This is a genomic window from Paraburkholderia yinzeri, assembly GCF_046581065.1.
Classification (GTDB): Bacteria; Pseudomonadota; Gammaproteobacteria; order Burkholderiales; family Burkholderiaceae; genus Paraburkholderia.
Genome location: NZ_JBFOCJ010000002.1, coordinates 667957 through 690088, shown reverse-complemented (window position 1 = coordinate 690088; position 22132 = coordinate 667957). Strand labels below are relative to the sequence as shown.

Genomic DNA, 22132 nt, shown 5'->3' with positions numbered 1-22132 from the left:
CGCCATTCGGCAAGGATATGAACGGCGTGCTGTTCCTCTTTGCGCAGACACTGCTCTGGGTGCAGGCCGGTGGCTCGTTCGCGTATGACGCCGCATTCGCGAACGACCCGAATGTCGGCGGTTATCCGCAGGGGGCGGTGCTCGTCAACGCGGCGCTCACCGGCTTCTGGATCAGCACCGTCGAGAACAACGTCACCGACCCCGACGCGACGGACGGCAGCGCGCAGGGGTGGGCGTCAATGAGCCCCGACTGGAATGCGGCAAGCGGTCCCGGTGCGATCCTCAACCGCCCGGATCTCGCGAAAGTCGCCACGAGCGGCAGCTATAACGACCTGAAAGACACGCCGCCGATACCGCCTGGCTATACATTGCCGCCGGCCACCCCGACGACGCTGGGCGGCATCATCGCGGGGGCCGGTACGACCATTGCCGACGATGGCACGCTGGGCGTGCAGGGGTCCGCGATTGTCAATCTCGCGGGCTCGGCGAACGTAGTGCTCGACCTGACGCCGCTCGCGCAGGGTGCGCCAGAAATCGTTTTCAATCTCGCCGCGGCGAGCGTCGATGCGGCTCTGAGCATTACGAACCCGCCCCCCGGCCGGGGTGCTGGCGGAATTTGTGCTGATCGTAACGAACGCCGTCAGTTCCTCCATGACGTGGCCTTCGTCGACCCGCTGGCCGCAGGGCGCCGCGCCCACGCTCACGGCTATCGAGGGGAAACTCGATACGTTCGTTCTGTACACCCAGGACGGTGGTGTGACGTATGAGGGCTTTGTCGCGGGACTCAATCAATGAGCCGGCTTGCCAGACGCCTGTTGGGGATATCGGGTGACGCCTATGGGCCGGTCGTGCTCGCCGATGGCCCGTATGCGTACTGGCGGCTCGACGAAGTATCGGGCGCCGTGGCGGCCGATTCGGGCGGCAACCGTCGCCACGGCGCGTATGTTGCGCCGGTCTCGCTCGCAGAACACACCTTGTTACCCGCGTTACCCGCCGCGCGCTATGTCAGCATGTCGGGTCCTGGGAGCGGCTATGTTGACGTAAGCGCTGCTAACCAGTTTTGCGCCGGCACCGACTGGAGCCTCGAATGCTGGATCAACGTTCTCGCATTCCTCGTCCTGCCCGACAACTACGGCTGTGCGCTCATGTCTTCACAGACCGCGCCAGGCGGAACGACGGGCTGGACGATCAGCGCATCGGAAAGTCCGCGCGGTGTGATGACCTACTACACGGCCAATCTCGTCAATCTCGGCGTGCACTGCACGCTGCCGCTCACGCTCGCGCACTTTGCCGCCGTTTATACGGGCGAAAACCAGACGCTGTCGGCGTATCTGGACGGACAGTTCACCGGAACGCAGTACGGCGGCGATGCACTGCCGCCGCTGATTGAAGCCGGCCTGTATATCGGTGCTGCGGCACTCGGGGCTGGCACACTCGACGGCCTCATCGGCGAATTCGCGGTCTATGACTACGCACTGACTGCCGGTCAGATCCTCAGGCACTACAACGCGGGCATGGGTGCGACGCCCGCGAACCAGCACGACTGACTTTTCCATCATGCCCTACTGCCTGCGATACGCCGCGCGCCTGGCCGGCGGGATTGTGCTTGTCCTCGGCGCCTGGACGTTTGTCTATGTCGAGGGCGACCACAACTCGGTGTCCGATACCGGTGGTCACGGCGGTGGCATCACGCTGCCGCAGGCACAGCCTGCACCGGCATCCGCTCCAGCCGGACCCCTCCAGCGCCTGCGCGGGGCGCACTGATTGCGGGGTGCACGGATGAGCGGACTGTGGCTGGCGTCGGCGCGGCGGTGCCAGGGCGCGCCTGCGATCCCGGCGCCGACGCTCGCGCTCGACTTCATCGCGAATCCCGTCATCCCGCCAGGCTTTGCGTTTTCGCGCGCCCCGGCCAACGGGCCGTTTTCCTCGCACGATCAGCCCGGAGCTTTCGTGCGCCACCCGACGTTCCTGTCGCCGACGGCGCTTCAACCGGTACGAACGGCACCAGTTTCATCATCGCGGGCCGTTCGCCCTCCACCTTCACCAGACTGATCTCCTGCCGGTGCGCGTGTTTCAGCAGGGGTGTCTTCTGTCCCGTCTCGCCGAACACCAGCACTGCATCGAGGCGTCCCGTTTCGATGACCGACAGGTCACGCTGCCGGCGCCCACCCGTGCCCGGTCCAGCCAGCCACGCCTCACTGTCCACCTCCGCCACGTTCGCCCACGCTTCGGCATCCTGTCCGATTCTTCCCGATCCGCGATGTACCACCGTTGAGATACCGCGACGCGCCCGGAAGGCGTCGAGCGCATGAAACACCATCACCGCATTCCGGTACGTACTCTTCCCCCACACCAGTACCCGCATCGTCTCCCTCCTTGTTAAAAGGTATGCGGATAGCATGTCATCCCGCACGACGGACAGATCGGAATGGATGTGAATGCAACATCAATTTCATTGAGAAATTGATCGCCATCACGTGACCGGCGTGCACGGCGCAATCCATGACGATATTTGACAGTTGTCCCGGTGATCCGCTCCTAGAATCCGCTCCCGGGTCGTGATGCATCCAGGCGCCACGCTCCGCGCAAGAACAATAATGGCAACGAGGAGCATGATGGATCAGCGGTCGATCAGGCAGTTGGCAGAACGAAACGTTGCGCTTGAGAGACAGCGCTTCGCTTGCGCGCGTGTTTATGTGCCGCGCGTTCGGCCGCTGTGGATGCGGCTCACCGCCGCATTTATGACGGTCGTGATGTACTTCGCGCCCGCCGTGCTGCTTGCCGACCAGACCGCCCACGCCGCGCCGATCGTCGATCCGCGTGCGCCTGTCCCGTTCCAGCCGACGATGACGCAGGGTTCGGCCGGCACGCCGGTGGTCAACATTCCCGCGCCGAACGCGAACGGTCTGTCCGTCTCGCAGTTCCAGAGCCTGTCGGTGGGTGCTGAAGGCCTGATCTTCGACAACAGCCTGGTCGCAGGCACCTCGCTCACCGGTGGCCAGGTCGGCGCCAACCCGAATCTTGCCGGGCGCACGGCATCGACGATCCTGGCGCAGGTGAGCTCCACGGGCAGCCAGTACGCGTCCGTGATTGCCGGGCCGCTTGAGGTTTTTGGCAATACCGCCGCGCTCATCATTGCCAACCCGAACGGCATTTCTATCCCGGGCGGCACGTCGCTCACCAATATCTCGAACCTCACGCTCACGACCGGCACGCCGCAGTTCATCACGGCAGCGGGTGGGACGGCGACCAGCTATGCCAATGCCAGCGCGCTCGCGTACAGCGTGAGCTCCGGCAACATTGCCATTAACGGAGCGCCGGGTAACGATGGCACGCCAGGCCCTGGCATCGCCGGGACCGTAGGCAACATCGATCTCATCGGCCAGACCCTCACGGTCGACGCGCCCATCCAGGCCGACAGCCGCGTCAACCTCATCTCGGGCAACCAGCTCGTCACGCCCACCGCCGCCGGCGCCGCGGGGACCACGTACGGGACTTCATCCAACGGTACGGCCAACACGGCCGCCGCCATCGGTAACGGCGGCATTGCCATCGACGCGAGCCAGTTCGGCTCGGTGACCTCGGGGCAGGTGTATATCGTCTCGACCGCCGCCGGCATGGGGGTGAACCAGCTCGGCGCACTCTCGGCGACGGCGGGCAACGCCGTCGTGAATTCCAGTGGCGACATCACCGTCGGGCAGACCTTCGCGAGCCAGAACGTCAACCTCACCAGCGCCGGCAATACCTCGATGACGGACGCGGGCCTGGCGAACCAGAACTACACGGTCAGCGCGGCAGGCGACATCGATGCGTCAGGGGCCGTATCGGCCGGACAGGACGTCTCGTTGACCGCTGGCGGCAACCTGAACGCCGCGTCGGTCGCGGCCAATGGTACGGCAAGCCTCGTCGCGGGCAACGCGATGACGCTCGGTTCGCTCAGCGCGCAGAACATCGCGCTGCAGACGACGGCGGGCGACCTGACGATCAATTCGGCGCTCACCGCGCCGGGTACGGTGACGGCGGCAGCCGGTCGTGACCTGACGATCAACGGGGCGGTGCAGGGGGGCAGCACGGTGACGCTGACCGGTGCGCGCAATGCGACGGTGAACGGCACCGTCAGCAGCGTCGGGGACACGGGCATCACGGCGCAGACCGGTTCGGTGTCGGTCGCGGGCGACGTGCAAACCAACGGGGCGCTCACCGTTACGGCCGCGCAGAACGCCACGCTGGGCGGCACGACCCAGGCGCAGGGGGCCGTCTCGATTACCGCGACGAACGGCTCGGTCAGCAGCCAGGGCGATGTCGCCTCGTCGAACGGCGCCGTGACCCTGCAGGCCGGGCAGGATATCGCGACCACCGGCAACCTGCAGGGCGGTACCACGGTGACGGCCAGCGCGGGCCGCAACGCGACGCTGGGCGGTACCGTGACCGCGCCGGGCGCGGTGGCCATCACGGCCGGTCAGGACGCGACGCTCGACGGCGCGGCGACAGCCGGTTCGACGCTGACGGTCCAGGCAGGCGGCAACGCGTCCATCAACGGGACGGCGAGCTCGGTCGGCGACATGGTGCTGACGGCAACGGCGGGTGTGCTGTCCGCGACCGGAGACGTCGTGAGCCTCGGCGCATTGACTGCGGGCGGGGCGCAGGGTGTCAGCCTGGGCGGCAGCGTTTACAGCCAGGGCAACGCCGCGATCAGTTCGTCCGCAGGTAGCGTGACGGTGGCCGGCACGTTGTCGGGCCCGGGGGCGGCAAGCGTGAGCGCAGGTCAGGACGCGATCATCACGGGCACGGTGCACACCGGTGGCGACACGAGCGTGAGCGCCGGCCGGGACGTCAGTCTGGATGGCGGCGTGGAGGTGGATGGTTCGGGCAACCTGAATGTGAACGCCGGGCGTGATCTCAACGGCGTGGGCACCCTTAACGTCGCTAGCGACACGAGCCTGGTCGCCGGGCGCAATCTCGCGGTTTCGGGCGCGATCCAGACCGGCAACAATCTCGATGCAACCGCCGCGCAGAACCTGTCGGTCGCGGCGACCACGGCGGTGGGCAGCGAAACGCTTGCCGCCACGGGCGGCAGTGTCACGCTGACCGACAGCGCGCTCTCGGGCGGCGACATGAGCATCACCGCTGGTACCGACATTAACGCGCAGGGCAGCGTGCAGACGCTGGGCAACCTGAATGTCAATGCGCAGGGTGGCAGCGTCACGGCGTCAGGCCCGGTTTCGAGCGCGGGCAACGCGACGCTGAATGCTGGCCAGAACCTGACGCTGAACGGCCAGACGACGGTCGCGCAGGATGCGGTGCTGACTGGCACGAACATCACTACGCAGGGTCTCGCGGTCGGCGGCAACCTCGCGGCCACCGCGACGAACAGCCTCGACACCTCGGCCGGACAGCTGAACGCCGCTTACGATGCCAACGCGCCGACGCTGAGCGTGAACGGCAACGCGACGCTCTCGGGCGCGAATGTCACGACCGCCAATGCGGTGATCGGCGGCACGTACACCGCGACGGCCTCGCAGACGCTCACCACGGGCGGCACCGCTGCGTACATGGGCGATGCCTCGCTCAGCGGCGCTTCAATGACCAACGTCGGCACGCAGATGGCCGCCGGCAACCTGAACGTGTCAGGGGGCGAGATCAGCAACCAGGGGCTGCTCTCGTCGCTGCAGACGGCCAGCGTCAACGCCACGGACCTGGGCAACAGCGGCTCGATCTACGGTTCGACGGCGAACATCAACGTCGCAGACAGCCTCACGAACTCCGGGGCGCTGCTCGCGACGAACGCGCTCACGATTTCGGCCAGCAGCCTTAACAACACCAATGGGTTGATCTTTGCGGGCGACGTGAACAACCCGAACGCGGCGACGGGCGACGTGACGGTGAACGTCACCGGCGGCAACGGTTCGTTCAACAACACCAGCGGTCAGATCCTCGGGCAGAACAGCCTGACGCTGAACCTGCCGAACCAGGCGATCGATCCCTCCAGCGCCACGATGGGCACGCTCAATGGCGGCAACGCGTTCAACCTGTCGGTGCAGTCGATCAACAATACCGGCGCATGGGTGCTGCCGGACACGACCGTGAACGTGACGGCCAGCCAGGGCATCAGCAACGCTGGCACGATCAGCCAGGCGTCGGGCTCGCTCGCGCTCAATGGCGATGTGACCAACTCGGGCACCGTGGCCGCGCAGGATCTGACGATCAACGGCAGCCTCGCCAACCAGGCGGGCGCGACCGTGCAGGCCAACGACGCCTTCACACTGAATGGCTCCGGTACGAACGCGGGGACGGTGGAGGCACAGAACGCGCTGAACATTTCAGGATCGAGCTACGACAACTCGAATGGTGTCACCCAGGCGGGCAACGCCACGACCGGTGCCGGCAACATGGCGATCAACCTGTCGGGAGACCTTACCAATGCCGGCGGCACGATCACTGCCACTAACGATCTCTCGATCACGGCAAACAGTGTCGTCAATACGGGTGCAAGCGCCGCGGGCACCACGACGACTACGACGACCACGGTCGATAACAGCGCGTTGCTGATGTCGATGGTAATCGGCACCGAAGCGGTCTATGCGAATTATGACGGCCCCACGGGGGTTCTCGGGAGCGGGGTCAACGCAACCGTTCCATTGACGCTTGGCGGCCTGCTCTCCGCAAGCGGCACTGTACCGGACGCGGGTACGGTCTGGTATGACGATGGTGTTCCGGATACCAGCTGGCCACAACGCTTCCAGCCCGCCCAGCTGGAGGTTCCTGTTGACAGCCAGACGGCACCGGTCGCCACCTCGGGTACCGTGGAGTTCGTCGACGTTCCGACGGTCACGTCCTGGAACGCCATGGGCATTCCCGTGACGCAGAATGACTGGTACGTGCAGGACGGGGCGGTTCCGACGTCAGGCAGTACCGGTGCGTACGCGACCATGACGGTGGCGCTGCCGAGCGTCACCGAGACGACCACAACGACCGGGGGCAGCACGGTGCCCTCCGTCATTGCCGCGGGTAACAACCTGTCGCTGCAGGCCACGAGCCTCGACAACACGGGGAGTACGATTAGCGCCGGCAACGACGCGAACATCAACGTGCAGTCGCTCGCCAACGGCGGCTCGACGTACAGCTCCACCGTGACGGACACGGTGGATGCGGCTTCGCTCAATGCCTTCCTGTCCGCATTCAGCGCGACCTCCTTCAAGCTCGGGGGAGCCGTATCGGTCATGGGAAGCATTGTTCCCAGCAACGGATGGTCCAGCGGCTATACGCCGGCCGAAACGCTGACCGTCGATGCGCCCGGTACGGTGACGGCGCCGTCGGTCAGCTCGTCAGTGACCGTGCAGGGGCAGGCCGGGCAGATCGTGGCCGGTCACAACGTGAACCTCTCGGGCGGTAACCTGACGAACGCGGGTACGATTGCCGCCGCCAACGACGTCAACATCACCGCGAGCAGCTTCACGAACCAGGGCACCAACACCGGGACGATGACGACCACCGCGGGTTGCGCGGCGGGCTTCAGCGCGGGCTGCTCGTCGCTCAATACCACGAATCCGAACTCGCAGACCTACAGCTACCAGCAGATCAACGCGAACGTCACCGCTGGCAACGACATTGTCATTGCCGCGAATACGGTCAGCAATACTTACGGGAACCTGGTCGCCGGCCGCAACGTGGTGATTGGCGGGGCGGGGACCGTGGCGGGCGACGGCCCGGCCACGCCGGCCAGTGTCACGCAGGCCGCAGGCGTGACGAATACCTCGGGCGCCATCGCGGCCGGCAATGACGTCGACATCAATGCCGCGAGCCTGGTGAACACCATTGCGGCACCTGTGCAGATCCACCAGAACTACGGTGGCGCGACGCCGTTCGCCGGCTGCTCGTCAAACTGCGAAGCTTACGTTGACGTGCAGTCGGCGGCGCCTTCGACGATCACGGCGAACCACAACGTCAACCTGAATGCGAACACGTTCGCGAATACGGGCAGCCTGATCACGGGACTGAACAACGTCACGATCAACGCGACCACCAGTGCGAGCAGCGACAACCAGTACCTCAATGCGTACTGGCACGCGAACGTGACCAGTTACGACGCCAGCTTCCCCGCATGGGGTTGCGCGGGCAATGCGGCACTGTGCGCGCAGCTCTACGGCAGCGCGTACCAGAGCGGGCAGGCGCAGGATCCGGCCGGGCTGCCGGATGCGGTGGGTCTGCCCGACTTCGTGGCGGGCACGATCCAGGCGGGGAACACGCTGGCCGTCAACTCGCCGACGCTGACCAACACCGGCAACGTGATTGGTCAGACGGTGAACCTCACCGGCTCGACGCTGGTGAACGGCATCACGAACCCGAACGTCTATACACCGCCGCCGGCCATCGCCGGCCAGGTGATTCCGCTTGGCCCGCCGTCGGTGCCGGCGGGCGCCACGACCACCGTGAACAGCGCGGGGCAGGTGACGACGCTCAGCGGGCAGCCAACGTCGGTGACCGGCGGAGCCGGTCTGCCGTCGAACACGCCGATCGGTACGCAGACGGTCGGCAAGCCGGTGGCGCCGCCGGTGGCGAACACGGTCGGCCCGGCGGGCGGCACCACGGTCCAGACCGTCGGCGGCCAGAGCGTCAACGTGACATACCTGTTCAACAGCCCGGCCTCGGCCGTGACGAACGATCTCTCGCCGGCGGCGCTCATCGCAGCGCTGCCCTCGAACCTGCAGCCGGGTACGACGCAGTTCTACTACGATCCGTACACGCAGGCGCAGCAGGTCGAGCAGGCAGCCCTGCAGGCAACGGGCCAGTCGAGCTTCTACGCGATGCCGTCGCAGACGGACAGCCAGAGCCAGACCTCGATCAACAACCAGGATACGGCTGCGTTGTACGGCGCAGCGCTCCAGTACGCCGAACAGAACAATGTCGCGCTGGGCACGCAGCTGAGTCAGGCGCAGCTCGCGCAGATCAATGCGCCGATGCTCTGGTACGTCGAACAGACGGTACCCGAGCCGGGCTGCACGGCCACCGGCAACGGTGCGTGCCCGACCGTGCAGGCGCTCATGCCCGAGGTGCTGCTGCCGCAGAACTACGCGAGCGTGAGCGCCGATGGCGAGATCAGCGGCACGAACGTGACGCTCAATTACGCGAACAGCATCCTCAACACCGGCAGCATCAGCGCGCAGAACCTGACGGTCAACACGGGCACGCTCACCAACGAGCAGCGCTCGACCAACGTCGGCACGATCTACCAGGAAGTGAGCGACGGCGTGGCGGCCACCACCGGCACGGTGGTGCAGCAGGGCGGCTTCATGTCGGCCGCGAACTACAGCCTGACGGCCGACACGATCAACCAGATCAGCGGCACCCTGCAGCAGGTGAACGCAGACGGCAGCGCGAACAACGCAGCGACGGCGCAACTGCTCGCGAGCCTGAAGGACCAGCTCGGCGGCAACTTTACGCAGTCCACGGTCAGCAATGACCTGACCACGTCGATGGCTTACAGCGACGGCGGCATGGGGTTCATGTCGATCATCGGCATGGTGGCCGCGGCGGTGATCTCGATCTACGCCGGTCCGGAGGTGCTTGCCGCCTATGAAAGCGCGATGGGCGCGGGCGTGCTGGCGACCGGGCTGGCGGCTGCGACGACGGGATTTGCAGCCAGTGCGGCGAGCCAACTGGTCAGCACCGGTTCGCTGAACCTGGGCAGCGCGTTCGAGACTGCGCTGGTTGCGGGTATCTCGGCGGGGCTGGCGAGCGGGATCACGTATTCCGGGGACTCGGGCTTCGGCTTCTCGATGGGTGGATCTTCCGACAGCCTGGCGAATCTTGCCGGGGTACAGCCCTCGAACGGCTCGCTCGTGCCGCAGGCCACAGGCACGCTGGCGAACCTGCCGGGACAGGCGCTCGGGATTGCGGGCGAAGCGCTGATCCAGGCGGGTGCCCAGGCAGGCATCGAGGGCGGCAGCTTCCTGGACGCGCTGCGCAATGCAGCGGTGGGCGACGTGGCCGCGGCCGGGGCGTTCGATATCGGTGACGCACAGGGCAGTCTTAACGAGGCGGAATACATCGCGGCGCATGCAGCCCTCGGCTGTGCAGCGGGTGCGGCGACGGGTGCGGGCTGTGGGGGCGGGGCGATTGGCGGGGCCACGAGTGCCCTGCTTTCGCCAGCGGTAATGAGCGCCATCGATCCGACAGGCGCGCCGCTGACGAACGCGCAGATTGCGACAGTTACGGCGCTGTCTATGCTGGCTGGTGGTGGACTTGCGGACCTCGCAGGGCAGAATGCGACGGCAGGTACCACCGCGGCGGAGAATGAAGCGCTGAATAACGGTACCAAGCATTGGGTGCAGGCTTTGGTTTGCCTGCTGTGCTGGAGTCCGCCTCAGACTATCGGCAGTCAGTCGGATGCTGGGAGTGGTCCAATGGACCCGAAAGATGCTCTTGAGCTGATAAAGGAAGACGACATTCAACCTGTTATTCCCGATCCATTTAAGCAGAATCCGCCTGGTAAGTGAGCGTTATGAAGAAAAATGCCCTTTCTAGAGAAAAACAAGAGTGGAACATGGAGCCAGATGCGGTGACTCTGGAGCGCACTGCAGGAGTCCACGATTTCGTTGCGGCTGCGGCAGCGTACAGGATTCTCATTAGCAGAGGGTCCGTGTTGAGCATGGTGAACTTGGCGAGTCGATATGAATTCCGGTCCAAAAACGATGGTGGACCGGATTTCGAGCAGGCGGAGTATTGGTATCGGAAATCTATAGAGTCTGGATCGGCGGTTGCAACTCTTCCCGTTGGTTATTTTTATTTTCGAAGAAAGGACTACGTTAAGGCTTGCGAGATATTTTCTATCGGAACTCAAAGAGAATATGCGCCCTCCATGTTGCGATTGGCGCATCTGTATGCCAATGGTCTCGGTGTTGAAAAGGATGACGCCAAGACCGACGAACTGTTGTTGCGAGCAGCAAAGCTGGGCAATCTGTGGGCGAAGATCTCGCGCGCCGAGCGCTACATGAACACGGATGGGAATTATCTGAAGGTCGCAAAAGGGTTGTGCTTGATCTGCGTGGCTGCGGTTCAGTTTCGCCTTGAGAGGAAATTCCGACCTTGGAGTGAAAAACTAAAAAAATGATCGTTGCAGGATCGGCTAGCAGGCACCAATTGCGCGCATCGATCGCGAAACGACAGACCGGGCTTCGGCCGGGGCTTGTGACGATTGCAGCTTGGACGGAATCGAGAGCGAAATGACTACGAATGCTGAGAACCTTAGCTTGCAAGAAGCATATCTTGCGATGTTCGAGTTCATCGTCGAGCTTTACCAGCGAACGCAATCCGATGAACTTGGTTCGTTGTTGGGTGACCTAAGTTTACTTCCTGATGGGACGACGGCTGATCCTGCTGCTTGGAGGGACTGGCTTCGATGTGTTGAGAAGGCGCGGCGCGGTGGTATCGACGCGAGCTTAGTAATTACGCCACCATCTCCCTAATCGACAGGAGCAGGGACAGCAGTTGTTGAACGGTGCTACTCCGACCACGACGCCACCCGGATATGCCGGGACGTGGTATGAACGGGCAGATGGATCGGTCATTGGTATTGAGGCACAGAACAGACAGGCCAGCATCGTGACGTCCAGAGTTTATTCCAGAGTGTTGAGCGTTGTGTTGATCAACACAGGCAATCTCTTCTTCGCGTTTGGAATCTTCAGCCTGAAGAGGGCTTTCCAGATGTTTACGTTCGACGCGTATTTCTGGTTGGCGTTTGGAGCCACGCTGGCAGGTCTTCTACTGGGCGCTGCCAGTGTTCATTTTGGAACGCGCGGGATCGGCCTGGATCCGTAGCGGCAGACTGCAGTATCACAAAGGTCATTGCAGAAAATTTAACATTTCGTACTGCGTATGTATATGAAGAAGTGGTTAGTTAGCCAAAACTGCAAGATGGGGTGTGGCGCTTTGGCTGCTGTTGCCCTGCTAGGGGGCACCGCTGCAAACGCATTTGCTGTGGGCATCGTGACGGACGGCAACACCGCGACAAGCGTCTCGACGGCAGCAAACGGTCACCAGACCGTCAGCATCGCACCTGCCGTGGGCGGCGTCTCGAACAACACCTACCGCTCGTTCAACGTGGGCGCAGCGGGCGCGGACCTGAACAACGCGGGCATCAACGCGAACACGATCGTCAACCAGGTCACCAGCACGAATCCCTCGCTGATCCAGGGGGCGATCAACGTGCTGGGCCCGCGTGCGAACGTCATTCTGGCGAACCCGAACGGCATCACGGTCGATGGCGGTTCCTTCGTGAACGCCGGCCACGTCGTGCTCTCTACCGGACAGGTCAGCTTCAGCGACACCACCCCCGCGCCGGGCCAGATCCAGCGCAACGTCGTGCTCACGACGAACGGCGGCACGATCACTGTCGGTCCCGGCGGTCTTTCGGGCACGCTTGTCAACCTCGACCTCGTTTCGAAGCAACTGGCTGTGAACGGGCCGGTAACTAACGGCTATACGAGCTCGACCGGTGGCATCCGTGCGATCACCGGCAGCAGCACGACCACCTGGGATACCGCGTTCTCCCCGGGCGATAACGGCCACGACTGGCTCGTCGGCCTGACGTCACCCGGTGTGCAGGGGCCAGCCTGGGCCGTCGATATCACGGCAGCCGGGGGACTGACCGCGGGCCGCGTGCAACTGATCGTCACGGACCAGGGCGCGGGCGTGCGCAGTGCCGGCACGCTCAACGCCACCGCGGGCGACGCCGTCGTCCAGGCCAACGGTGACATCACGACCGCAGGCGGCTCGATCACCGCAGCGAACGATGCCTCGCTGACGGCTGCAGGTGCGCTCACGATGCAGGGCACGCCCGTCCATGCCAATGGTGGCGTTGTGCTGACGGCCAGCGGCAATGTCTCGCTGCAGGGCGCAGGGCTCCAGGCCGGCAACGATGCGACGATCGACGCAGGCGGTGCGCTGTCGCTCACCGACCAGCAGATCCTGGCCGGGCACGACGTCGCCCTGAGTGCCACCGGCGCCCTGTCGATGCAGGGCGTGCAGATCGGTGCGTCGAACAACACGACGCTCGACGCCGCGAGCATAGCCGTCACCGACGACGCGTCCGGTCCTTCGAAGGTCACGGCTGACAATGCCCTCACGCTGACCGCGACCGGCGACATCAGCAACACGGGTAGCCAGCTGCAGGCCGGACTGATCGCGGCCGACGGCACCCTGAGCGGTGGCGACCTCGTCCTGAACGCCGGCGGCAGCATCACGAACCGCTCGGATGCCACGAACCTGGGCATCCTGTTTGCCGCGGCGGCCGATGCGCAGCTAAACGCACAGGGCGACATCACCAACGACAACGCCCGTATCGAATCCAACGGTGCGGTGACGCTCGCGGCCCAGGGCGACGTGAACAACGTCATCGACCACACGGGCGGCGTGAATGGTGGAGCGCCCGTGGCGTACTCCTACGAAGGCGGCCGCTTCCTGTTCTTCGTGCATACGTCGAGCGGGTTCAATGTCGATTACGGCAGCGTCACGCAGCCGGACCAGCTCGCCCTGATCGCCTCGACGGCCGGCCCGGTCTCGATCTCGGGGCGCAACGTCACGAATTCGGGTGGAATCATCCAGTCCAACGATGGTGACATCACGATCCGCGCGCAGGATGTGTTCACCAACGCGGCCGTGTTTGCCGGTCAGGCCAGTTACTCGCAGAGCTGCTTCATCTTCTGCCACGGCAGCGCGTCGAGCAACGTGACGCCTTATGGCGGCACGATCCAGTCCGGCCAGAACGTCTCGATCACGGCCGGCACGAGCGCGACGGACGCCGGTAGCAACGTGTACGCGCAGGGCAATCTCGACGTGAGCGCACCGCTCACGTACGCAACCGGCGTCACGGGCTATTCGGCCATCAACCAGGATCGTGGTTTCAAGGCGTTCTTCGGCAGCACGTGGGCGCAGATCCTCGCGACCGACGTCGGTGGCGGATTCACCGCCGACGGTCTCGTGACGCTCACGGGCGACGCGGTCGTCAACGGGGGCTACATTTCGGGCGGGAAGGGCACAAGCGCGACGGGCGGCATCACGACCGTTCGCGCGCCGACGACGACGCCCGTAGTGATCGGCCAGCACCTTGGCCTCACGACGTGGTGGTGGTACTGACCGATGCAGAAGAAGAAATGGCGGCTCGCCGCATTGCCCGCGGCGACCGCGATGGTCGTGAACGCTTACGCCCAGACTCCACCGCCCGTCGCGCCGCGCCCGGTGCAGGATCCCGCCCAGCAGCTGATCGACCAGCAGCGCGAGGCGGACCGGCAGCGGCAGCTGGCGCTGCCCCCGGCGCAGGTCAGCGTCGCGCCGCAGGGTGGCGACAGCACGCTCAACATCCCACTGGACACGCCCGTCGACCAGATCGCCGAACCGGGCCCGACGTTCAGGGTGACGCACATCGTGCTGGTCGGGCCGAACGGCACGCCGCTTGCAAAGACCGCCGTGCCGGAGGCAACGCTCGATGCGCTGATCGCGCCGTTTACCGGCCAGCAGATGGGCACGCGCCGGATCAATGTCCTGCTGCGCCGCCTCACCGACGCCTATGTTTCGGCCGGCTATGCGACTACGCGCGCGATGTTTTCGCCGCAGAATATCGGTTCGGGCACGCTGGCCGTGACGGTCCTGGTGGGACGGATCGAGGCCTTCACGGTCAACGGCAAACCCGTTCACCGCCTCGCGACCAACGAGCCGTCTGCCGGTGGCGGCTGGCTTACGGACGAGGGCTACCAGTCCGCTTTCCCGTCCAGTCCGGGCGATCCGCTGCGCCTGTCCGATATCGACCAGGGCGTGGCGCAGATCAACCGCCTGCAGCGCAACCAGGCACGGGTGCAGATCCTGCCCGGCCAGTCGGTGGGCGACTCCGTCGTCGATGTCCGGAACCAGCCGGGCGACAGCGTGTACGGCACGCTCGGCGTCGACAACTATGGCGCCGAATCGACGGGCGTGACGCGCTACCGCGCCGGCCTCGAGCTGGACAATCTCATCGGCCTGCAGGAAATGCTGAGCCTGAACTACATCGACAGCATCGAGAGCAACGCGCTCGTCGGGTCGTTCGCGATTCCGTGGGGGCGTCACACGTTCAGCTACACACTGTCCGATTCCGAGTACCAGCAGGTCATCGGGACCAGCGGGCTGGAGTATGGCCGCACGCTCAGCCATATCTTCGAGTGGAACTACCAGCTTGGCCGTACCTCGTCGGACCTCACTGCGCTCGATGCGACGCTGTCCTGGCGGCGCACCGACCGCGAGATCAACGATATCGACCTGGATCCGCAGCACATCGCGGTGCTGCGCCTGGGCGGCAACTGGCTGCACCGGTTTGTGCTCAACGATGCGCCGGGCAACGTGACGCTCGACGCGGGCATCTCGCAGGGGCTGCCGTGGTTCGAGGCCGATCACGACGCGCCGGATATCCCCAGCGACTATGCCCACAGCCAGTTTACCAAGCTCGACGCCACGGGCACGTTTGCCATTCCGCTGCCGAAGCTGGGCCATGCGGCGCTTGTCTATCGCGGCACCGTGGGCGGCCAGTTCACGAATGTCGCCCTCTACGGCACCGAGCAGTTGTACCTGGGGGGCATGGACACGATCCGGGGCTTTCGCTCGGGCGATCTCGCAGGTGACCGCGGCTTTTACTCGCGCAACGAACTGGCGTGGGTGAATGTACCGGTCTGGCACGACGGGCGTGTCGAGCCCTATGTGTTTCTCGATGCGGGCAAGGCGAACCTGATCGCCACGCCGGGCTTCCCCACGCTGGTGGGCGTGGGCGCCGGCCTGCGCGTGCAATGGCAGTGGCGCAGCCAGCAGTTCTCGGGTGAGGGGCTGGTGGGGCGGCAGCTTTGCCGACCTGCATCAATTGGCCCACGCGCGACGCTTGCGCTGGGGACGTTCAACTGGTCATTCTGAGGCTACACGATCACCAGGAGTTCAGCATGGGCAATCGGCCAACGTCTGTCAGGCTTCCCGGCAGTACGCGGACAGACTTCCCGGATGGCAGCTATCTGATTGAAGGCAGGGACGGCGAGAAAATCATCGTTTCCGAAACGGGGGCCGTCAACGCGCACATTCCGAAAATTGAGCGTGTGGAGATCCAGAATCTCGCGACGGTCCTCCGCCATGAAATTGCGTGTACGCAGGACACGACTTCCCACACGCTGCATTTTGCCGGAGGGGGCGTGTTCTCGTACCTGCATCACCGCAGTGGCTCTGGCATGTCAATACAGGGCAACTGCATAGCGATCGACACCCGACCGGGTGGCATCTTCGTTGTCGTCGGTACGACCCCGGAGGCTCCCGCCGCCGGGGTCAGGCAACCAACCTGAAGAACAGGAGTTCAAGTGATGTTCCGTCTTAACCGTATCGTCCATACGGCCCGCGTTGCGGCCTTCGCTTCGCTGATGGCCGGCTCGCTCGGTCCGTCTTTCGCTTACGCGATCGATACCCCTGCCGCAGGATTGCCGGGAGGGGCGATGGCCGTTGTCAACGGTGTGGCTGTGCCGCAGAGCCAGCTCGACGATGCCGTGCGCGCGGTGACCACGAAAACGGGCGCACCCGATACGCCGCAACTGCGCCAGGTGCTGAAAAATGAACTGATCGTGCGTGAGGTGTTCCGCCAGAACGCGGTGAAGGCGCACTACGACCAGAAGCCGGAAGTCCAGCAGGCGGCAGCGGACGCGAAGGTGGGTACCGAGATCCAGCTGTACCTGAAGGACAACATCCATCCGGACGCGGTGACGGACGACCAGGTGAAGGCGCGCTACGACCAGATCGTGGCGTCGCTGGGCAAGGAGGAGTTCCAGTCGCAGATGATCGTCGTGCCCGATGCAGCGACGGCGAAGACGGTGCTGGGCAAGGTGAAGGCGGGGCAGCCCTTCGATGCGCTGGCGAAGGAATACAGCGTGGCGCCGAGCAGGGCGAACGGTGGCGCCATGCCGTGGGTGAGCTTCAGGACACCGCTGACGGAAGGCAACACGCAGGGCGTACCGCTGCCGCTGGCGCAGGCGATTGTGCAACTGCCGGTGGGCGGGATCACGCCGCAGCCGGTTCAGGTGGGTACGGCCTGGGCGATCGTGAAGCTGGATGCGAAGCGGCCGACGCAGATTCCGGCCTTCGACCAGGCGAAGGATACGGTGAAGCAGCAGTTGCAGACGCTGGCGCTGCAGAAGGCGGCGGCGCAGTTCACCGCCGCGCAGGTTCGGGACGCGACGATCCGGCAATGATGGCGCGGGCGTGCCAGGTGGAGACGGAAACGTTCCAGACTTTCGCGTCGTTCGGCATCGCCACGGTGCTTTATATCGTCGCGATCGCGGTGATAGAAGCCGCGCTGCAGGGTTTGCTGCACGCGCGCACGCATGCGACGGGGGTACGCCGATGATGCCCTGGAGCGTATTCGTCGCGAACCTGCCGTATCTGCTGGTCGGAGCGTTTCCGCAAGGACCGCTCGGCGGCGCCGCGCTGACGCTCGTGCTGGCTGCGGCTTCCGCGCTGGTCTCCGCGGTCCTCGGCCTCGGTATTGCCCTGGCGATGGCGGGGCGCATTACGCGTACCGCGCTGCTGGTCGTCATCGGCTTTTTTCGCGCGATTCCCGTGCTCATGCTGATTTTCTGGACCTACTTCCTGCTGCCCGTGCTGTTTCATATGGATGTGCCGGGCCTTGTGGCCGTCGTATGGGCGCTCTCGCTGATCGGCGGCGCGTATCTCGCGCATTCCGTGCATGCCGGCATCGTCGCCGTGGGCGAGGCGCAGTGGCAGGCAGGGCTTTCGCTGGGGCTCACACGCTTCGCGGCGTTGCGCCACGTAGTCTTGCCTCAGGCGATCCGCATCATGGCGCCCTCGTTCGTCAATCAGTGGGTCTCGCTCGTGAAGGACACCTCGCTCGCGTACATTGTCGGCGTGGGGGAACTGTCGTTCGTCGCCACGCAGGTCAACAACCGGCTCATGGTGTATCCGATACCCGTCTTCCTGTTCGTCGCCGCGCTTTATCTCGTGATGTGCACGGCGCTCGATCGGGCCGCGATGGCGTGGCTCGTGCGGCGGTGCCGTGTGCCGGGCGCGCACTTCGAGGCGAGGGCAGCGGTGAATTGAGATCAAGGCGCGGCTACAGCCTGGCACGGTCGACAGCAACGGGGTGACGGCATGGACGCATCTTGCCTTGCGCAATGCGGAGGCTCTGCCTGAACTCTAATCCCGGGGCGCGGGCGTCTCATTGCAATGCACAGGAGTACTCGTTACTCCAGATTCCGTCGTTGCATCGTTGGCAGAGGTACTGCGGACATCCGGTAACCGTCTGGCCCGGTATGGCGCACCGGTGCACGATAGTGCTGTCCGCCACCAGGCTGCCATCCGGAGTTTGGCAGGAGCCGGCCGGTTTGACGACGGCGGTCTGAGAGGGTTGCGGTCCGGATCCTTCCACCGGTGCGCAAGCGGCGATGGCGGCGCAAATGCCGAGGGCGGCCCCAAGCTTCAAGCCTCGAACGGATGACATGGCGCACCTCCAGTGGGTAGTCTCATTCTCCACCCCATCCAACGGGACCATGTTACTCCCGCAGTGCGCTTGCGGCAGTTTCCGCTCGTCTGGCGCGAGCCTGTAAAAAAGAAGGCCCGCCTGATGGCGGGCCGATCCATGCTCGGGTGACATGGCGGGAAACGGGCAGGCATGCAGGACGTCCCATGCATGCCACTTGCACTCAGGCCGCGCTGCAGACCTCATTGCGTGCGACGGTCAGAATGCGTTCGATCTGGTTCATCAGTGCGTCGATCGTGCGAAATTGGGCGTGCGAAAGCTGAGCGGTGTCGAGCAGATTCGAGAGGCGCCGGTGCCAGTAATCCGGGGTCAGGATTGGAACGCCACTGGCCGTTTCCAGTGACGGAATCATGATGCGCGTGATATGCGCGATTTCCTGGTCGATGAGTCTCATGAATTCCCCGCGATGCAAGTTCGATCTTATATATCCAGCTTTAACGCCACTGTAGCTATCTGTTTCGGGCTGCATAGCTATCCGATCAGATAGGTCGGGCAATCCCCCAACGCGCGCCCTCCGTTCTTTGAAAGGTGCTGTAAAGAAGATGAAAATTGAGCGGCGCGGAATTGCTTAGTGGTGCCATCCACCGCCCCAGCCACCGCTGTAGCCGATGCCGACGTTGACGCTCGGCGCCGCGTAGTAGCCGGGGTAATAGCCGTACGCCGGTGCGGGCGCGTAGGCGTAAGGCGGGGCCACCACACATCCCGCGAGTTCCGCGATCAATGCCAGTGCCAGGAAGAGTTTGATCATGATGTTTCTCCGACCATTTCATTTTCTGCTATCGGCCCGTTTTTATCCGCAACGATGTGTGTCGAAAAATTACTTTCCGGTTGCGCCGGCGGGATCGCAAGCCTGCCCCAATGACGAAGCGCCGGATCTTCGGCAGGGGTTGTCATTCGCGCCACCCTACAAACCCTAACAAATACCAAAGTTGTTTGACAACAATAGGGGCGGCTGCTACTGTGCGATCTATCGACAACCCACTAATCCGCACGAGGCCTCATGAACGTGTCCCCGATTGCCGAGAGCGAATTCGCCTCGACCGTGATGGCCGTGCCGCCGCTGGCACGCCGCTCCGACCTGACGCTCGACGTCGAAGAAAACCGCCGGCTGATCCGTCACATGGAGGCGGGCGGCATCCGCACGCTGCTCTATGGCGGCAATGCCAATCTCTACCACGTCGCCGTCAGCGAATACCGCGAGTTGCTTGACATGCTCGCCGACCTGACCGGGCCGCAAACGCGCGTGATTCCCGCCATCGGTCCGGACTTCGGCAAGATGCTCGACCAGGCGCGCATTCTCGCGCAGACCTCGTACCAGACCGCGATGGTGCTGCCGCTCGGCGGCTTCACCACGCCGGCCGGCGTCGAGGCGGGCCTGAAGCGCATCAGCGACACCGCGGGCATCCCGCTCACGCTCTATGTCAAGAGCGAAGATTACGTGGACGTGGATACGCTCGCGCGCCTCGTCGAGAGCGGCACGCTGGCCGCCGTGAAATACGCGATCGTGCGCCAGGATCCCACGAACGATCCTTACCTGCGCCACCTGCTCGAGCGGGTGCCGGCGTCGAAGGTCGTCTCGGGCATGGGCGAGCGTCCGGCGCTCGTCCACGTGCGCGACTTCGGCCTCGCCGCCTGGACCACGGGCTCGGGCTGCATCGCGCCGCGCGCCGTGATGGCGCTTCTCGCCGCCGCGAAAGAAGGCCGCGCGGAAGAGGCGCAGCGCCTCTACAGCCACTTCATGCCGCTCGAAACGCTGCGCGACGACATCTCGCTCATCCGCGTGCTGCACGACGCCGTGACGCTTTCCGGCATCGGCAACATGGGTCCGATCCTGCCGCTCCTGAGCGGTTCGCCCGAGTCGGCGCTGCCCGCCATCGAACAGGCGGCCAAGGCGCTGCTCGCGTTCGAAAACTCGCTCGTGCAGGCGGCGTGCGCGTAAAGCGCGCGTGTGCGCGAAAGGAATTCACGGAGCGACCATGCAGATATCCGGAAACATGCTCCTGGGTGCCGACGCCGTGCGCGGTACCCAGGGCGAAATGCGCGCCTTCGCGCCCGCACTGGGCGCGGAGATCGAGCCTTCGTTCGGCCTTGGCGGTAGCGCCGAAGTCGAGCGGGCCTGTACGCTGGCCGCGCAGGCCTTCGACCCTTTGCGCGCCGCGCCGCTCGAAACGCGCGCGCGTTTGCTTGAAGCGATCGCCGAACGCATTCTGGGGATCGGAGACGCGCTGATCGAGCGCGCGCATCTCGAATCCGCGCTGCCGAAGGCCCGCCTCGAAGGCGAGCGTGGCCGCACGGTCGGTCAGTTGCGCCTTTTCGCGTCGCTCGTGCGCGACGGCCGCTGGTGCGGCGCCGTGCTCGACTCGGCACTGCCCGAGCGCAAGCCGCTGCCGCGCTCCGATCTGCGCGCGCAGCGCATCGGCCTCGGCCCCGTGGCCGTATTCGGCGCCAGCAACTTCCCGCTCGCGTTTTCGGTGGCGGGCGGCGATACCGCTTCGGCGCTCGCGGCGGGCTGTCCCGTCGTGGTGAAGGCGCATCCCGCTCATGCGGGCACCTCGGAACTCGTGGCCCGCGCGATCCAGCAGGCCGTCGCCGACGTGGGCTTGCCCGCGGGCGTGTTCTCGCTGCTGTTCGGCGGCGGCAATGCGCTCGGCGAAGCGCTGGTCGCGCATCCGGCGATCAAGGCGGTGGGCTTTACGGGTTCGCGCGGCGGCGGTCTCGCGCTCGCGCGCATTGCCGGAGAGCGTGCCGAGCCAATTCCCGTCTATGCTGAGATGAGCAGCATCAATCCGATGTTCGTTCTGCCGGCGGCGCTGGCCGCGCGCGGCGAGGCGCTGGCGAAGGGCTTCGTCGAGTCGCTGACGCTGGGCGTCGGGCAGTTCTGCACGAATCCGGGTCTCGTACTCGGTTTCGACGGCCCCGACCTCGACCGCTTCGTGGCGCAAGCCGCAGCAGCGCTCGGGCAGAAGACCGCACAGACCATGCTGACGGCCGGCATCGCCGCGAGCTACCGCAAGGCCGTGGAAGCGCGCGCGCAGCAGCCGGGCGTGGAGCGCGTGGCCGAGGGCACGCAGTCGGACGCGCACTGCGCCGCTCTGCCAATGCTGTTCAAGACGACGGCCGGACAATTCCTCGTGCAGCACGCGCTGGCGGACGAGATCTTCGGGCCGGTGTCGCTGGTCGTGGCCTGCCGCGACGAGGCGGAACTGCTGCGCGTGGCCGAACATCTGGAAGGCCAGTTGACCGCGACGCTGCATATTGACAGCGGCGACTACGCCCAGGCGCGGCGCCTCTTGCCGGTGCTCGAACGCAAGGCGGGCCGCATTCTCGCCAACAGCTTCCCGACGGGAGTGGAGGTGTCGTACGCGATGGTGCACGGCGGACCGTTCCCGGCCACCTCGGACGCGCGCACGACTTCGGTGGGCGCGATGGCGATCGAGCGTTTTCTGCGCCCGGTCTGCTACCAGGATTTGCCGGCCGACCTGCTGCCGCCCGCGCTTCAGAACGACAATCCGCTCGCGCTCTGGCGCTTGCGCGACGGCGAACTGGTGCGCGCCTGAACCCACAGGCGGAGGCTGGCAGTGGGGCCGC

Annotated in this window: 18 protein-coding genes; 14 read left to right on the top strand and 4 right to left on the bottom strand. The window is 65.0% G+C overall.

Features of this window, described 5'->3' with window-relative positions:
• The first annotated feature begins 17 nt into the window (after nt 1-17).
• Nucleotides 18-767, top strand: coding sequence for a hypothetical protein (locus WJ542_RS20235; RefSeq protein WP_411191230.1), 750 nt, complete (start codon nt 18-20; stop codon nt 765-767).
• Nucleotides 768-791: 24 nt separating this feature from the next.
• The gene (locus tag WJ542_RS20230) at nt 792-1547 is read left to right on the top strand and encodes a LamG domain-containing protein (RefSeq protein WP_411191229.1); all 756 of its coding nucleotides are present in this window, start codon (nt 792-794) and stop codon (nt 1545-1547) included.
• Between the two features lie 326 nt (nt 1548-1873).
• Here the strand turns inward: WJ542_RS20230 and WJ542_RS20225 are convergent, their stop codons facing one another.
• Nucleotides 1874-2365: a hypothetical protein gene (locus WJ542_RS20225; RefSeq protein ID WP_411191228.1), complete on the bottom strand. Its 492-nt coding sequence runs from the start codon at nt 2363-2365 to the stop codon at nt 1874-1876.
• A gap of 376 nt (nt 2366-2741) precedes the next feature.
• Here WJ542_RS20225 and WJ542_RS20220 point away from each other — a divergent pair, with 376 nt between their 5' ends.
• From WJ542_RS20220 to WJ542_RS20175, 10 genes are all read left to right on the top strand, one after another.
• Nucleotides 2742-10496 (top strand): two-partner secretion domain-containing protein, encoded by a 7755-nt coding sequence (locus tag WJ542_RS20220; protein ID WP_411191227.1) that lies wholly within the window; start codon nt 2742-2744, stop codon nt 10494-10496.
• Between the two features lie 5 nt (nt 10497-10501).
• Nucleotides 10502-11110 (top strand): tetratricopeptide repeat protein, encoded by a 609-nt coding sequence (locus WJ542_RS20215; RefSeq protein ID WP_411191226.1) that lies wholly within the window; start codon nt 10502-10504, stop codon nt 11108-11110.
• 112 nt (nt 11111-11222) lie between these two features.
• Entirely contained in the window at nt 11223-11465 is a 243-nt protein-coding gene (locus tag WJ542_RS20210) for a hypothetical protein (RefSeq protein ID WP_411191225.1), read from the top strand.
• A gap of 22 nt (nt 11466-11487) precedes the next feature.
• Entirely contained in the window at nt 11488-11817 is a 330-nt protein-coding gene (locus tag WJ542_RS20205) for a hypothetical protein (RefSeq protein WP_411191224.1), read from the top strand.
• A 96-nt stretch (nt 11818-11913) separates the two neighbouring features.
• The gene (locus WJ542_RS20200) at nt 11914-14133 is read left to right on the top strand and encodes a two-partner secretion domain-containing protein (RefSeq protein WP_411192506.1); all 2220 of its coding nucleotides are present in this window, start codon (nt 11914-11916) and stop codon (nt 14131-14133) included.
• A gap of 3 nt (nt 14134-14136) precedes the next feature.
• Nucleotides 14137-15927, top strand: coding sequence for a ShlB/FhaC/HecB family hemolysin secretion/activation protein (locus WJ542_RS20195; protein ID WP_411191223.1), 1791 nt, complete (start codon nt 14137-14139; stop codon nt 15925-15927).
• 26 nt (nt 15928-15953) lie between these two features.
• The gene (locus tag WJ542_RS20190) at nt 15954-16343 is read left to right on the top strand and encodes a hypothetical protein (RefSeq protein WP_411191222.1); all 390 of its coding nucleotides are present in this window, start codon (nt 15954-15956) and stop codon (nt 16341-16343) included.
• Nucleotides 16344-16361: 18 nt separating this feature from the next.
• Nucleotides 16362-17240 (top strand): peptidylprolyl isomerase, encoded by an 879-nt coding sequence (locus WJ542_RS20185; RefSeq protein ID WP_411191221.1) that lies wholly within the window; start codon nt 16362-16364, stop codon nt 17238-17240.
• Entirely contained in the window at nt 17237-17395 is a 159-nt protein-coding gene (locus WJ542_RS20180) for a hypothetical protein (protein ID WP_411191220.1), read from the top strand. Before WJ542_RS20185 ends, WJ542_RS20180 begins: the two co-directional genes overlap by 4 nt.
• Nucleotides 17395-18105, top strand: a complete 711-nt coding sequence (locus tag WJ542_RS20175; RefSeq protein ID WP_411192505.1) for an amino acid ABC transporter permease — start codon at nt 17395-17397, stop codon at nt 18103-18105. Before WJ542_RS20180 ends, WJ542_RS20175 begins: the two co-directional genes overlap by 1 nt.
• Before the next feature lie 602 nt (nt 18106-18707).
• Here WJ542_RS20175 and WJ542_RS20170 read toward each other — a convergent pair.
• From WJ542_RS20170 to WJ542_RS20160, 3 genes are all read right to left on the bottom strand, one after another.
• Nucleotides 18708-18938, bottom strand: coding sequence for a hypothetical protein (locus tag WJ542_RS20170; protein WP_411191219.1), 231 nt, complete (start codon nt 18936-18938; stop codon nt 18708-18710).
• A gap of 174 nt (nt 18939-19112) precedes the next feature.
• Nucleotides 19113-19292 carry a hypothetical protein gene (locus tag WJ542_RS20165; protein ID WP_411191218.1) on the bottom strand — a complete coding sequence of 60 codons (180 nt, stop codon included), beginning with the start codon at nt 19290-19292 and terminating at the stop codon, nt 19113-19115.
• Nucleotides 19289-19438, bottom strand: coding sequence for a hypothetical protein (locus WJ542_RS20160; protein WP_411191217.1), 150 nt, complete (start codon nt 19436-19438; stop codon nt 19289-19291). The genes WJ542_RS20165 and WJ542_RS20160 overlap by 4 nt, the downstream gene beginning before the upstream one ends.
• 106 nt (nt 19439-19544) lie before the next feature.
• Between WJ542_RS20160 and WJ542_RS20155 the strand changes: the two genes are divergently transcribed.
• Together WJ542_RS20155 and WJ542_RS20150 are read left to right on the top strand one after the other, a co-directional pair.
• The gene (locus tag WJ542_RS20155; RefSeq protein WP_411191216.1) at nt 19545-20483 is read left to right on the top strand and encodes a dihydrodipicolinate synthase family protein; all 939 of its coding nucleotides are present in this window, start codon (nt 19545-19547) and stop codon (nt 20481-20483) included.
• A gap of 37 nt (nt 20484-20520) precedes the next feature.
• Nucleotides 20521-22101: an aldehyde dehydrogenase (NADP(+)) gene (locus WJ542_RS20150; RefSeq protein WP_411191215.1), complete on the top strand. Its 1581-nt coding sequence runs from the start codon at nt 20521-20523 to the stop codon at nt 22099-22101.
• Nucleotides 22102-22132: the final 31 nt, after the last annotated feature.